We start from the raw sequence: 13518 nt of genomic DNA on the forward strand, positions 1-13518 counted from the left end.
AGGCGCCGCCCCGGCGGGGGGGTCGGCTGACGGGAGTCCCGGCCGGTCGGCGGTCATCGGGACCCGCCCGGCATCCGCGCCGGCCGTTCTCCGTCCCGGGCGCGCCGCGCGTGGACGCCCGCGGCGGGGGCGTCCACGCGGCCCGGCGGAAGGTGTCCCGGGGAATCCCGGCCTACCTCCCGCGGGCCCGGCTCACCTCTGCTTGATCCGCAGGAAGGTGATCGAGTTCGCCGGGAAGGTGTACGTGAACTCGTCGGCGACCCCGGTGAAGGTGGAGGTCACCGGTGTGACCGGGGTCTCCGTCTCCGTGTTGACCGCGTCCGGCGCGGCGGCCAGCGTGGTCACCCGGGCCTTGGAGGCGACCTCGGCGCCGCCGAGGTCGATCGCCGTGCGGGCGTCCGCGGACTGGGCGTTGACGACCTTGACGATCAGGTCGCCGGTCTTCTTGTCCTCGGTGACGACCTGGCGGAACGGCTCGGCCGGCTTGTCGTCGGTGAAGCCGCCCCACTCCTGGCCGTCGAGGTAGAGGGTGACCTGGCGGCCCCGCACCTTGATGTCGATGTCGTAGGCCCGGCCGGTCTCGATCGTCCCGGCCTTGGAGACGAGCGTCGACTTGCCGCCGTCGACGGCCTGCTCGACGGCGCTGGTGGTGTTGTTCCAGCCGCCCAGGTTCCACCAGTAGTAGTTGCCGGTGTCCCGCACGCCGAAGGCGACGAGGAAGCCCTCCTTGCCGGCCGTCTTGGTGGCCTTCACGTGCAGGTCGTAGTCGTGCCAGCCGGTGTCGCCGGCGGAGACCATGGTGTTCTCGGCGGCCACGTCGGTCTGCGCGTACCGCCCGTCCTGGAGCGACCAGCTGCCGCCGCCGGTGTGCGTCCACCGCGAGGCGTCACCGGAGAAGTCGTCGGTCAGCAGGGTGGTGCCGTCGGCGGCCGTCACCTTCACGTCGTCGTACGCCGCCGTGGTCGCCCAGGTCGACAGGCCCACGGCGCCGGTGATGGGGCCGCTGACGGACGGGGTGGTGGTGGCCGTCGAGGGGACGACACGGTCGCCGACGTTGTTCATGAACAGCTTCTGGACCTCGTAGTTGGCCGAGTTCCAGGAGGCGTGGTTGTTGAACCAGATCAGGTCCGGGTTCCACTGCACGTAGTCCTCGTTGGCCAGCAGCGGCGCGTAGGACGCCAGCTTCACCACGTCGGCGTTGCGTTCCAGGCCGGTCATGAAGGCCGCTTCGGCGAGGCCGTTCTTGAAGGCGTTGCCCAGGGAGGCGTACTCGCCGAGGAAGACCTTCGGGCCGCTGCGGTCGTAGGTGTCGTAGCGGTCGTTGTTCTGGAGGAACCACTGCGGGCTGTTGTAGTAGTGCTCGTCGACCATGTCGACGTCCGCGTCGCGGTTGAGCTGCCAGGCGGTGTCGAAGGTGGTGCCGGAGTCGTCGGGGCCGGAGTTGGAGACGACGGTGATGTCCGGGTACTCGGCCTCGATGGCGGCGCGGAACTGCTGGAAGCGCTCGAAGAACGCCGTGGGCAGGTTCTCCTCGTTGCCGACCTCGAGGTGGGTGAGGCCGAAGGGCTTGGGGTGGCCCATCCGGGCGCGCTTCTTGCCCCAGGTCGAGGTGACGGGTCCGTTGGCGAACTCGATGAGGTCGAGGGTGTCCTGGATGTGCCGCTTCAGCAGCGCGTCGTCGACGACGGCCTGGTTCTGGCCGCAGCCGGTCACCAGGGCCGGCACGACGGGCAGCGGCATCGCGCCGATGTCCTCGGCGAAGCGGAAGTACTCGTAGTAGCCGAGGCCGTAGCTCTGGTTGTAGCCCCAGAAGTTGGCGTTGGTGGCGCGCTCCTCGACGGGGCCGATGGTGTCCTTCCACTGGTAGGAGCGGGCGCGCTGCCAGTCGGAGGCCTCGCTGTAGTCCTGCATGGAGCCGGTGTTGACCAGGCAGCCGCCGGGGAAGCGCACGAAGCCCGGCTTCAGGGCGGCGATCTTCTCGGCGAGGTCCGCGCGCAGGCCGTTGGACTGGTGCTTGTAGGTGTCGCGCGGGAACAGCGACACCATGTCGAGGGCCGCCGCGCCGGAGGAGGCGACGGTCAGGCGGCCGGCGGTGCTGGTGCGGGTGGCGGTGAGGGTGGCCTTGTACTGGGCCCAGCCGCCCTTCGCGGCCACCTTGCGGGCGGTGGCCAGGGTGCCGTCGGCGTCCTGGAGGGAGACGGTGAGCGAGGTGCCGGCCTCGGCGCGGGCCCACACCGAGAAGTCGTACTTCTCGCCCTGCGCCAGGGGGATGCCGGTGTTGTAGCCGGCGTTGGTGACCGACGTCCCGGCGGCCAGGGAGAGGTAGGTGCGGTTGCGCTCGTTGAGGCGGCCGCCGTCGTTCAGGGTCTGCGCGGTGCCGTCGACGGTCCAGGAGGTCAGGGGCGTGTAGGAGCGGTTGTCGACGGTGGAGTACTCGAAGGACCGGTTCTGCACGAGTTCGGCGTACAGCCCGCCGTCGGCGGCCCGGTTGATGTCCTCGAAGAAGACGCCGTACATCGTGTCGTCGATCGTCGCGCCCCGGGCGGTGGGGTCGACGGTGATCGCGTAGTCGGTGACGTCCTCGGCGTGCGCGGGTGCGGGGAGGAGGGCTCCGGCCGTCAGCAGGGCGGTGACGGCGAGACCGGCTCTCCAGCGGGTGCGGGTGGTGCTGCGTGACATGGATACTCCGCGGCTCGGGTGGGGCATCGTCGCAGTTGTTCGAGATTTCGGACATTGATCAGCACTTCGAACGGCAAGATAGGGAGGGGGCGGGAGCGCGTCAATGGGTCGCGCAGCAACGGACGTGACGGAGGACGGAATCAATGGGCGAGTTCTGGCCGGTGCCCGACGTCCTGGCCCACCTGGCCGGCCGGTGGCGGGTCGAGCGGTCCGTACGGGATCTCGCGGGGGGCGACGAGGGCACGTTCACCGGCGTGACCGACTTCGGCCCGCTCGACGGGGGCGGGCTGCTGCACCACGAGTCGGGCACCTTCACCTGGCGGGGCGTCCCCCGGCCCGCCGAGCGGACGCTGCGCTTCCTGCCCGGTCCGGCCCCCGGCACGGCGGACGTGCGGTTCGCCGACGGCCGGCCCTTCCACGACCTGGACCTGACGAGCGGACGGCACGTCACCGACCACCCGTGCGCGGCCGATCTCTACCGGGGCGAGTTCACCGTCCGGGACGCGGACCGCTGGCGCACGGTCTGGCGCGTGGGCGGACCGGCCAAAGAGCTGCTGCTCACCACCGACTACCTGCGCGAGGCCTGAGCCGGCGTCCCGTCGAGGCGCAGGTGCCAGCGCCCGCCCCGACCGCTGACGGTGGTCGTCGACAGCGGCCTGACGTCGATGTTCCAGTACGACGACGGCGGCGCCTTGAGCGCGTACACCAGGGCGGCCCGGATCACGCTCGGCTCGGCCACGGCGACGATCCGGCAGCGGTCCTCCACCGGCCGGGTCTCGAGCCAGCCGCCCACCCGGGAGATGAACGACAGCAGCGACTCACCGCCGTGCGGAGTGGCCCGGGGATCGGCCAGCCAGGCGTCCACGGCCTCCGGTTCCCGGGCCATCGCCTCACCGAGGGTCAGTCCCCGCCAGCGGCCCATGTCGCAGTCGCGCAGGGCGAGCTGGACGAGCGGGGCGTACCCGAGCGCGTCCCCGGTGGCGCGGCTGCGCGGGGTCGGCGAGCAGTAGCGCAGTTCGGCCGCCGCGAGCGGCAGCAGGTCGCCGACCACGCGTTGCACCGCGTCCCAGCCCGCCCTGTCCAGCGGCCGGTCGTCCTCGAAGCGGTCCGCGAGCAGCGGGGAACTGCGCGCGGTGGCGACGAACGTGACCCGGACTGCCATGCGGCGATGGTCCGGCGACCGCGTGGGCAGGGCAAGGGGTGTTCGCGCATTACTTCTCGTTACTTCTCGAAAAACAGCGCCATGTACTGATCGGGCTCCGGCAGGTTGGCGAAACCGGCCTTCTCGTACACTCCGTGCGCGTCGTGCGTGGCGAGCAGGATGCGGCGCAGGCCGTGCGGCCGGAGGTGCTCGCGGACGGCCTCGACGAGCGAGGTCCCGATGCCCTTGCCGCGCACGGCCGGATCCACGTAGACGTCGCACAGCCACGCGAAGGTCGCCAGGTCCGTCACGATGCGCGCATAGGCGACCTGCTCCCCCGACGCGCTGTCGTACACCCCGAAGTTGAGCGACCCGGCGATCGCCCGGTCCTGCTTCTCCCGGGCACGTCCGAGGGCCCAGTACGCGTCCGTGGACAGCCAGCGGTGGACCTTCCCGGCGTCGATGCGGGCGGGGTCGGTGGAGATCTCGTAGCCCTCGGCGAGGGTCGCGGTGTCGGTCATGGGGGGACCCTCACAGACCGCGCGCCCCCTGTCGAACGGATTGCGCGAGCACCTCGTCCCACGCCTGCCGCAGCCGCCGCACCCCCTCGCCGATCTCCGCCGTCCCGGCGACCGCCGCGAAGCTCAGGCGCACGTGCGCGGCCGGGGGTTCGGCGCTGAAGTACGGGCGGCCCGGGGCGAGGGCGACGCCGGCGCGCAGGGCCGCCGCCGTGAACGCCGGCTCCACCCCGGAGCCGCATGCCGGGGAGGTGCCCCCGGTGCCGTCGGGCAGGCGCAGCCAGAGGTGGTAGCCGCCGGACGGGACGTGCGGCAGGGCGAGTTCGGGGAGGTGGAGGGCGAGCTCCCGGGTCATGGCGTCGCGCCGCGCCTTCAACTCGGTGGCGATCGTTCGCAGATGGCGCGGCCAGGCGGGCGAGCCGACGAGTTCGAGGGCGGCCTCCTGGAGCGGGCGCGGCACGAAGAAGGTGTCGACGACCTGGATGGCGCGCAGCCGCTCCAGCACCGGGCCGCGGGCGGCGAGGGCGCTGACCCGGAAGCTGGGCGAGGTCGCCTTGGTGAGGGAGCCGACGTGGACGACGACTCCGTCGGGGTCGTCGGCGGCGAGCGGACGCGGCAGCGGACCGGCGTCCTCGTGCGCGAGCCGCCGGACGAAGTCGTCCTCGACGACGAAGGCGCCCGCCTCGCGCGCGATGCGCAGCACCTCGCCGCGCCGGTCCGGGGCGAGGACGGCGCCCGTCGGGTTCTGGAACAGCGGCTGGCAGACGAAGAGGCGGGCCCCGGTGGCCCGGAAGGCGTCCGCGAGCAGCGCCGGTTTCACCCCGTCCGGGTCGACCGGCACGGGGACGGGCCGCAGCCCCGCCGACCGGGCGATCGCCAGCATGCCGGGGTAGGTCGGCGACTCCACGAGCACCGGCGCGCCGGGCGGGGCCAGGGCGCGCAGTGCGGTGGTGAGGGCCGTCTGGCCGCCCGCGGCGACCAGCACCTCGGCCGCGGTGACGGCACCTCCGATGGAGCGCGCGAACCACTCGCGCAGTTCCGGCAGCCCCTCGATCGGCGGCCGCCCCCAGGCGCCGGGGCGCCGTCCGGCCCGGGCCAGCGCCGCGGACATCGCCCGCTCCGGTTGCAGGGTGGGGTGCAGATAGCCGCCGTTGAACTCGATCACGCCGGGCGGCGGGGCGGCCAGCGAGACGGTGACGCCCGAGGCGTCCACCGAGCGCGGTACGAGGTCGGCGGCGCCGTCGGCGCTCAGCGCGACCTCCTGCCAGGAGATGTCGCCGGCCGGCCCGGCGGGCGTGCGGGGCCGGGCGCGGAAGGCGCCGGCGCCGGGCCGGGTGACCACCAGCCCCTCGGCGGCGAGCTGCGCCAGGGCGCGCGAGACGGTCACAGGGCTCACCCGGAACCGTTCGACGAGGGCACGGCTCGACGGGAGCTTTCCACCTGGCGAGTAGCGGTCCAGCTCATTTCGCAGCCGTTCCGCCAGTTCACCCACACTGCTACGCTCGTGCATGAAGACACAGAGTAGCGCTACTGCGCCATCCCCGGTAGCAGTCACCACCTCCCCGACGGCCTCCCCGAGCCGGCCAGGGCCCGCCGGCACCCTCCAGGCCGCGCTCGGTGTCGTCGCCTTCTCCCTGACCTTCCCGGCCACCGCCTGGGGACTGGAGGGATTCGGCCCCTGGTCGCTGGTCGCCGTGCGCAGCGTGCTGGCCGCGCTGATCGCGGGCGGCTGCCTGCTGGCCGTACGGAGGCCGGTACCCGGGCGGAGCCGGGCGCGGGGCGTGCCGCTGCCCGCCCGGCGGCACTGGCCGGGGATCGCCGTGGTGGCCGCCGGGGTCGTCGTCGGCTTCCCGCTCCTCACCACGCTCGCCCTGCGGACGTCCACCACCGCGCATGCCGCGGTCGTGGTCGGCCTGCTGCCCCTGACCACCGCCGTGTTCTCCGCCCTGCGCATCGGCTCCCGCCCCTCCCGCACCTTCTGGATCGCGGCACTGGCGGGTGCCGGCGCCGTGGTCGCGTTCACGGTGCAGCAGAGCGGCGGGGCCCTGACCAGCGCCGACCTGTATCTGTTCGGGGCGCTGCTGGTGTGCGCGGCCGGCTACACCGAGGGCGGCCGGCTGGCCCGGGTCATGCCGGGCTGGCAGGTCATCGCCTGGGCGCTGGTGCTGTGCCTGCCGCTGTCCGTGCCGGCCACCGTGCTGGCCCTCGCCCACGAACCGGTCGCGCTCACCGGGCACAGCGTGGCCGGGTTGCTGTGGGTCGCGGCGGGCTCGCAGTTCCTGGGCCTGGTCGTCTGGTACCGGGGCATGGCGGCCATCGGCATTCCCAAGGCCAGCCAGTTGCAGTTGGCCCAGCCCCTGCTCACACTGGTGTGGTCGGTGCTGCTGCTGGACGAGCACCTGACAGTGGCCGCCCCGCTGACGGCCGCGGCGGTGCTCGTCTGCATCGCCGTCACCCAGCGGGCGCGTGGCTGAGCGGGCCGCACGGCCTGCTCTCCACCACGCTCCGCTCCGCAGAACCCGCGCAGAACCAAGGCCACGGACCGCTGCTCCCGCTCTCGCTGAGGAGGCCCCAGAGATGCGTGCAACCGTGGGCGACCAACTTGTCCAGCACGGCAGGGTGGTCGGCCAACACGACAAGGTCGGCGAGATCGTCGAAGTCCTGGGCCACGAGGGCAATCCCCCGTACCGCGTCCGTTTCGAGGACGGGCACGAGGGCCTGTGCTCGCCCGGCCCCGACACCGAGATCCGCCACCGGGAGACCGGCCCGTCGATCGGCCGGTAGGCCCCCACCCCCCACAAGACCCCGGCCGCGGACCGAGCGGCCGGTGGGCCCGCAGGAGACCGGCCGTCGACCGAGCGGCCGGTAGGCCCACAGGTGATCCCGGCCCTCGACCGGGCCGGCCGGCAGTCCCGCACGGGGCCCGGCGGGGTACCTGCCGTCGACCGAGCGGCGGCGGGTCAGCGCGGGGCTTGCGCCGGTTGCCGGTAGTGGTCGGCGAGCACGCGCGCCATGGCGCCGATCCGGTCCGTCGCCACGTCCTTGGCGGCGAAGAAGACGTGTCCGCGCACCTCCGGGTGGCCCGCGGCCAGGGCGAGGTGCCGGGACAGTTCGTCCGGCCGCTGCCAGGCGGCGGCCTGCGCGGGATCGCCCGCGCGGTAGAGCGCCTCCCCGATGTACAGCTTGGTCCTGCTCCCCCGCGCCACCTCCGCCCACCAGGGCACGAGCTTGGCGTAGTCGGCGGCGGAGAGGCCGATGTGCCAGTACAGCTGCGGGACGACGTAGTCGATCCAGCCCTCGCGCACCCAGGTACGGGTGTCGGCGTGGACCGCGTCGTAGGACTGCAGGGCCCGGGTGTCCGAGCCGCGCGGGTCGGTGGAGGCGTTGCGCCACACCCCGAAGGGGCTGATGCCGAACTGCGTGGCGGGCCGGACCGCCTTGATCCTGGCCGCCGTCTCGCGGACCAGCCGGTCGATGTTGTCGCGCCGCCAGGCCGCCCGGTTGGGGAAGCTCCCGCCGTGGCGGTCGTAGGACGCGTCGTCGTCGAAGTTCTGGCCGGCCACGGGGTACGGGTAGAAGTAGTCGTCGAAGTGGACGGCGTCCACCGGGTACCTCTCGACCGCGTCGAGGATGGCGTCCTGTACGAACGCGCGGACCTCCGGCAGACCGGGGTCGTAGTGGAGCTTGCCGCCGTACGGCACCACCCAGTCGGGGTGGCGGCGCGCGGGGTGGGAGGCGACGAGCCGTCCGGGGTCGGCGTGGGTGGCGACCCGGTACGGGTTGAACCAGGCGTGCAGCTGGAGGCCGCGGGCGTGGGCCTCCCGCACGGCCGTGTCCAGCGGATCCCAGCCCGGCGCCCTGCCCTGGGTGCCGGTGAGCACCTCCGACCAGGGCTCATGCGCCGAGGGCCACAGCGCGTCGGCCGTGGGCCGCACCTGGAACATCACCGTGTTGAGCCGGTCACGGACGGCGAGGTCCAGCCAGGCGAGCAGTTCGGAGCGCTGCTGGGCGGCGGTCAGACCGGGCCGCGACGGCCAGTCGCGGTTGTGGACCGTCGCCAGCCACATCCCCCGCATCGCGGTCGCGGCCCGGCGGTCACCGGGCCGCGCCGCGAGCCCGCGGCCGGCGGTGGCCGCTCCCGTCGTCGTGAACGCCGACAGCGCGGCCAGCGCGAACGCCCGCCGGGTCAGTCGCCCCATCACACACACCCCCAGACACAGCGCGGATCCGCTCGGTCACGGACCGTCTCCGCGCCCAGGATGCCCCACCCAGGCGATCGATCATCGATACTTGCTAGTAACGTGCACGATCGGAGCAGGCGGACCGGGATCCGGCGGACCTGTCCCAGCCATCAGCGTCAGGATCAGCGCAGCGAAGGGGACGATGTGACGGACATCCCAGCGGGAGACATCGCACGCGTCGGAGTGGTCGGCTGCGGCCAGATGGGGGCCGGCATCGCCGAGGTCTGCGCCCGCGCCGGTCTCGACGTCAAGGTCGCCGAGACCACCGGCGAGGCCCTGGAGATCGGCCGTACCCGGCTGTTCAACTCCCTGGCCAAGGCCGCCGAGCGCGGCAAGATCGCCGAGGCTGAGCGGGACGCGACGCAGGCGCGCCTCGGCTTCACCACCGACCTCGGCGAGTTCGCCGACCGTGATCTGGTCATCGAGGCCGTCGTCGAGAACGAGCAGGTCAAGACCGAGATCTTCCAGGTGCTGGACCAGGTGGTGACCCGTCCGGACGCCATCCTGGCCTCCAACACCTCCTCCATCCCGCTGGTGAAGCTGGCGGTCGCCACCTCGCGGCCCGACCAGGTCGTCGGCATCCACTTCTTCAACCCGGCCCCCGTGCAGAAGCTCGTCGAGCTGATCCCGGCGCTGACGACCTCCGAGGGCACGCTGAGCCGGGCCCATCTGTTCGCCGAGAAGCTGCTGGGCAAGCACGCCATCCGCGCCCAGGACCGCTCCGGCTTCGTGGTCAACGCGCTGCTGATCCCCTACCTGCTCTCCGCGATCCGGATGTTCGAGACGGGCATCGCCAGCCGCGAGGACATCGACAACGGCATGGAGCTGGGCTGCGCCCACCCGATGGGCCCGCTGAAGCTGTCCGACCTGATCGGCCTGGACACGGTCGCCTCGGTGGCGCAGAGCATGTACGACGAGTACAAGGAACCGCTGTACGCCGCTCCCCCGCTGCTCCAGCGCATGGTGGACGCGGGCCGGCTGGGCCGCAAGACCGGCTCCGGCTTCTACACCTACGGCTGACCGCCCCTCCCGGCGGCCGTCGCGGGCCCGGCGCCTCGGTGGGCGCCGGGCCCGCGGCGTTCACACGGCGTGTGCGCGCCGGGTCCGCATATGCCGCTCGCACACTCTCCCCCTCGGCCCCCCGAACGGGTTGACTCATCATGCGCATGCAAGGTATGCGACACAACCAGGGAAGGGAGTGGAGACGTGACCGCCGATAGCGAGCATCCCGTCGTCCACGGAGAACTCGCCGAGTTACGCCGTCGGCTCGACGTGGCCTACGCCCGCGTCGAGGGTGGTCTGGCGCTGCTGACGCACCGCACCGAGGAGACCGCCAAGGAGATCGACGAACTGAGCACCCGGATCGTCACACTGGAGCACGCCCGCTGGCCGCTGCCGTCGATCGCGGCAGTCACGGCCGTCGGCGCCCTGGTCATGACGATCTGGCAGGCATTCGGGCACTGAAAGGGCCGGTCAGGGCGCGGCGTCCTGTCCGAGCCTGAGATGGTGCAGCAGCAGTAACGCGGCCGCCATGGTGGCGGCCGGGACCTCCCCCCGGGCGACCATGTCGGGGACGACCTTGAGCGGGACCCATTCCCTGCGGTCCGACTCGAAGTCGTCCACCGGGTGCCCGACGTACTCGCCCTCGTCCGACCAGAAGACGTGATGGACGGCGTCGGTGAGGCCGTTGGACGGCTCCACGCTCATCAGGTGGCGCAGGCGTCCCGGCCGCCAGCCGGTCTCCTCCTCCAGTTCCCGGGCGGCCGCGCGGGTGACGTCCTCGCCGTCCTCGACGACGCCCGCCGCGAGCTCCCAGCCCCAGCTGTCGGTGATGAAGCGATGGCGCCACAGCAGGAGGACCTCGTTGGCGTCGTTCACCACGGTGGCCACGGCGACCGGCCTGAGCCGTATGAGGTAGTGGTCCAGGTGCCGGCCGTCCGGCAGTTCGACATCCGCGAGGTTGACCCGGAACCAGCGGTTTACATACACAGTTCGTTCGTTCTGTTTCGTCCACTGCACGGTTCTGCCACCTTCCGTCGAGTAAGTGGCAATATCGCAGCAGGAACTGTGTCGCGCCGGTGCCCGGGCCCCGCCCGCGGCGGTCACCGCGAGGCTGTCTACAACGGTACGCGCAGGGCCCCGTCGATCAGTTCGGCCGCCTCGGCGGTGCCCGCGCAGCCGCTGCGCACCAGGTGTTCGCGCACGGTCCGGAGTCTGTCGCGCAGCCGCTGGGACTCCATACCGCGGGCCTGTTCGGCCATCCGCACGGCGGTGGCGACCGCCTTGTCGGCGTTTCCCTGCCGCAGTTCGATGGTGCTGAGCATGGCGAGCCGGTGCACCCGGCCCCGGTCGTGGGCGGGGGTGTCGACGGCGGCCTCGGCGTGCTCGGCCGCGGCGGTGAGATCGCCGAGGCTCAGCAGGGCCTCCGCCACCTGGACGTTGACCAGGCCCGGCTGGACGTAGCCGGTCTCGTCGGGCTCGCGGCCGCGCCGGATGCGGTCGGCGGCGGCCTCGGCCCGCCGGATGCACGCCAGGGCGCCGGTGCCGTCGCCGAGGTGGGCGTACGCCTTCGCCTGCATCGCGTACAGGTCGGAGGCCAGGGCGGGGGTGATGTGCCGGCCCGCGGCGCGCAGCGCGGCCTCCGCGAAGGCGACGGCCTGCCGGAACTCCCGCATGAACAGGGCCTGGTTCACCAGCAGCGCGATCACGTAGGCACCGAGGCCCCGGTCCCCGCTGGCCTTCGCCAGCCGCAGCGCCTGGTGGAAGTAGCGCTGGGCGAGCCCGTGCGCGTCGGAGTCGTACGCGCAGATGCCGGCGATCGCCACCAGTGCGCCGGTGGCGCGGTGCAGTTGACGGCCGGTGGCGTCGGTGTAGCCGCCGCGCAGCAGCGGGGCCGCCTCGGCGTTGAGGAAGCCGACGATCCGGCCGCGGGTCGCCACCCCGCCGGCCTTGCGGTACATCTGCTCGTAGTGGGCGCGGGCGGCGCGCAGGGTGCCGATGTCGGCGGGGGTGACCCGTTGCCGTCCGCCGCGGGAGACGTCGACGTCCTCGGGCGGGTTCTCCCACTCCCAGACCGGCATCACGGCGGGCGTGCCGGTGACGGCGGGGGCGCCGAGGACGTGCGGGCGCTGCTGTTCGTCGGAGCGCCACAGGGCGGTGGCCCGCTCGACGAACCCGGACAGCGAGGTGGCGTGCCCGGTGGCGGGCTCACCCGGGACGCCGAGGCCGATGTCGTCGAGGGTCACGGACCGTTGCAGCCGGCCGGCGAGCACCTCGCAGATCAGGTCGGGCACCTGGCCGCGCGGCCGCTGCCCCTTCAGCCATCGGGCGACGGCCGTGTGCTCGTACCGCAGCGCGAGCCCGCGGGCGCGTCCGGCCTGGTTGACGTGGGCGGCGAGACCGGCGTGGGAGATGCCCGCCTCGTCCAGGATCGCGTCGAGCAGCGTGTTGGGCTGCATGGGTGCCCCCCGGTGGCTCGGTGCCGTCGGTGTCGTCAGAGTAGAGGGTCCGTCTTCACACGGGGTGTGAACGGAGTGCGCGCATCCGTACCGTGTGCGCGCTGTCGCGGAGTGTGCCGGGCCCGGTTGACTGGACTGCCTCGCAAGAGGCCCGCCGGGCCGTCGGCTCCCCCTCGTCAAGCGACGGCCCGGCGTCTCGCCCCCCCCGGGCTACTGCGGGTGGGTGGGCTGCGGGTCATGGGCGGCCGCTCGCGCGGTCTCCGGCACTGCGCGGGGGCGTTGACGCGCCCGCTCGTTGCCGAGGACCAGCAGGGCGACGTCGTCGGCGGGCCGGCCCGCCGTGTGCCGCCGGAGTGCCCCCAGGACGGTGCGCAGCGTCTGCTGCGGCGGGGCCGGACGGCCGTGGCCCGCCGTGGCCAGGGCGGCCGGCAGGGAGAAGAAGCGGCCCCTGGCGTCCCGCGCGTCCTCCACACCATCCGTGTACATGACCAAGGACTCGCCCGTGCGGAGATGCCCGCACGGGGTGGCGGGCAGGTCGGGAGGCAGCGGGAACGGCCCCAGCGGCGGCAGGGGGTCGGCCCGGGCCAGCGGCTCGACACCGCCGCCGCCGATCCGGTACGGCCAGGGGTGGCCGCAGTTCAGGGCGTGGACCGCGCCGTCCGCTCCGATCTCCAGCAGCAGGACGGTGACGAACTCCTCGGAGACCGGCGCGTCCGGGACCCGGCCGCTCGACGGGTGTTCGTCACGGTGCCGTTCCCGCAGGTGGCGGGCGAGGGCTCGGTCCAGTCTGCGCAGCACGCGGCCGAGATCGGGTTCGTCGTGCACCGCCTCGCGGAAGCTGCCGAGGAGTGCGGCGACGGCCCCGAGGGCGGGCAGTCCGTGTCCGCGCACGTCGCCGATCACGACCCGTACGCCGTGTTCGGTGGCGATGACCTCGTACAGGTCGCCGCCGACGGTGGCGCCGCGCTCCGCGCAGAGCCGGGCGGCGGCCACGTCGAGTCCGTCGACGCGCGGCGGCAGGGGCCGCAGCAGCACGCCCTGCGCGGCACGGGCGACCCGGCGCGCCTGCCTGAGCTCCCGCAGCAGCCGCTGCCGTATGTGGTGGATCAGCCCGGTGCCCACGGCGAAGAAGACGGCGCTGGTGACGATCCGCGCGCCGAGCCCGTCCTGCCGGGCCAGCGGGCAGCCCAGTTTGTAGGTGACCGCCACGGCTCCCCAGGCCGCGGGCAGCCCCGGCGAGAGGGCCCGGCGCAGCGGCCGACCGATGACCGACATGTCGATGGCCCCCCATCCATGCCTGACAACGCAGACGGACCGGCCCCGAAAGGCCGGTCCGATTCTGCCGAGGTCATGGCCGGGAGAGCCAGGTCACAGAGAGATCTCACTCGAACGAGTGAGGTGACCGCTGCGGGCCGGTGTGGGGGCGGAGGCCCCCGCACCAGGGGCGCGGGGAACTGCGCGACCGGCCACGACGATGCCGC

At 73.1% G+C, this 13518-nt stretch carries 13 protein-coding genes; 5 read left to right on the forward strand and 8 right to left on the reverse strand.

Features of this window, described 5'->3' with window-relative positions; all coding sequences use genetic code 11:
- Positions 1-192: 192 nt before the first annotated feature.
- Positions 193-2679, reverse strand: coding sequence for an alpha-L-arabinofuranosidase C-terminal domain-containing protein (locus tag ACFV9M_RS07960; RefSeq protein WP_385072729.1), 2487 nt, complete (start codon positions 2677-2679; stop codon positions 193-195).
- 143 nt (positions 2680-2822) lie between these two features.
- Between ACFV9M_RS07960 and ACFV9M_RS07965 the strand changes: the two genes are divergently transcribed.
- Entirely contained in the window at positions 2823-3266 is a 444-nt protein-coding gene (locus ACFV9M_RS07965) for a DUF6314 family protein (RefSeq protein WP_385072726.1), read from the forward strand.
- Here ACFV9M_RS07965 and ACFV9M_RS07970 read toward each other — a convergent pair.
- Genes ACFV9M_RS07970 through ACFV9M_RS07980 form a run of 3 tightly spaced genes read right to left on the reverse strand, consistent with a single transcriptional unit; the run spans position 3248 to position 5848 of the window.
- The gene (locus ACFV9M_RS07970) at positions 3248-3841 is read right to left on the reverse strand and encodes a histidine phosphatase family protein (RefSeq protein ID WP_385072723.1); all 594 of its coding nucleotides are present in this window, start codon (positions 3839-3841) and stop codon (positions 3248-3250) included. The two genes, ACFV9M_RS07965 and ACFV9M_RS07970, sit on opposite strands and share 19 nt — an antisense overlap.
- 59 nt (positions 3842-3900) lie before the next feature.
- Complete coding sequence (locus ACFV9M_RS07975; RefSeq protein ID WP_385072721.1) at positions 3901-4341, reverse strand: GNAT family N-acetyltransferase; 441 nt, start codon at positions 4339-4341, stop codon at positions 3901-3903.
- A 10-nt stretch (positions 4342-4351) separates the two neighbouring features.
- Positions 4352-5848: a PLP-dependent aminotransferase family protein gene (locus tag ACFV9M_RS07980; protein WP_385072718.1), complete on the reverse strand. Its 1497-nt coding sequence runs from the start codon at positions 5846-5848 to the stop codon at positions 4352-4354.
- Here ACFV9M_RS07980 and ACFV9M_RS07985 point away from each other — a divergent pair.
- The gene (locus ACFV9M_RS07985; protein WP_385072715.1) at positions 5847-6812 is read left to right on the forward strand and encodes a DMT family transporter; all 966 of its coding nucleotides are present in this window, start codon (positions 5847-5849) and stop codon (positions 6810-6812) included. The genes ACFV9M_RS07980 and ACFV9M_RS07985 overlap by 2 nt on opposite strands.
- A 103-nt stretch (positions 6813-6915) precedes the next feature.
- Positions 6916-7122 (forward strand): DUF1918 domain-containing protein, encoded by a 207-nt coding sequence (locus ACFV9M_RS07990; protein WP_385072712.1) that lies wholly within the window; start codon positions 6916-6918, stop codon positions 7120-7122.
- 176 nt (positions 7123-7298) lie between these two features.
- Here the strand turns inward: ACFV9M_RS07990 and ACFV9M_RS07995 are convergent, their stop codons facing one another.
- Entirely contained in the window at positions 7299-8537 is a 1239-nt protein-coding gene (locus tag ACFV9M_RS07995) for a glycoside hydrolase family 10 protein (protein ID WP_385072709.1), read from the reverse strand.
- A 186-nt stretch (positions 8538-8723) separates the two neighbouring features.
- Between ACFV9M_RS07995 and ACFV9M_RS08000 the strand changes: the two genes are divergently transcribed.
- The gene (locus ACFV9M_RS08000; protein ID WP_385072707.1) at positions 8724-9599 is read left to right on the forward strand and encodes a 3-hydroxybutyryl-CoA dehydrogenase; all 876 of its coding nucleotides are present in this window, start codon (positions 8724-8726) and stop codon (positions 9597-9599) included.
- 186 nt (positions 9600-9785) lie between these two features.
- Positions 9786-10043 carry a hypothetical protein gene (locus tag ACFV9M_RS08005; protein ID WP_385074983.1) on the forward strand — a complete coding sequence of 86 codons (258 nt, stop codon included), beginning with the start codon at positions 9786-9788 and terminating at the stop codon, positions 10041-10043.
- 9 nt (positions 10044-10052) lie between these two features.
- On the opposite strand, the gene ACFV9M_RS08010 is transcribed toward ACFV9M_RS08005, so the two are convergent.
- The 3 genes from ACFV9M_RS08010 to ACFV9M_RS08020 form a co-directional block, all read right to left on the reverse strand.
- Positions 10053-10598, reverse strand: coding sequence for an NUDIX hydrolase (locus tag ACFV9M_RS08010; protein ID WP_385074986.1), 546 nt, complete (start codon positions 10596-10598; stop codon positions 10053-10055).
- A gap of 98 nt (positions 10599-10696) precedes the next feature.
- Positions 10697-12037, reverse strand: coding sequence for a transcriptional regulator (locus ACFV9M_RS08015; RefSeq protein WP_385074988.1), 1341 nt, complete (start codon positions 12035-12037; stop codon positions 10697-10699).
- Between the two features lie 210 nt (positions 12038-12247).
- Positions 12248-13312: a PP2C family protein-serine/threonine phosphatase gene (locus tag ACFV9M_RS08020; RefSeq protein WP_385074991.1), complete on the reverse strand. Its 1065-nt coding sequence runs from the start codon at positions 13310-13312 to the stop codon at positions 12248-12250.
- Positions 13313-13518: the final 206 nt, after the last annotated feature.

Origin of the sequence: Streptomyces sp. NPDC059895 (assembly GCF_042731035.1) — a bacterium.
Classification (GTDB): Bacteria; Actinomycetota; Actinomycetes; order Streptomycetales; family Streptomycetaceae; genus Streptomyces.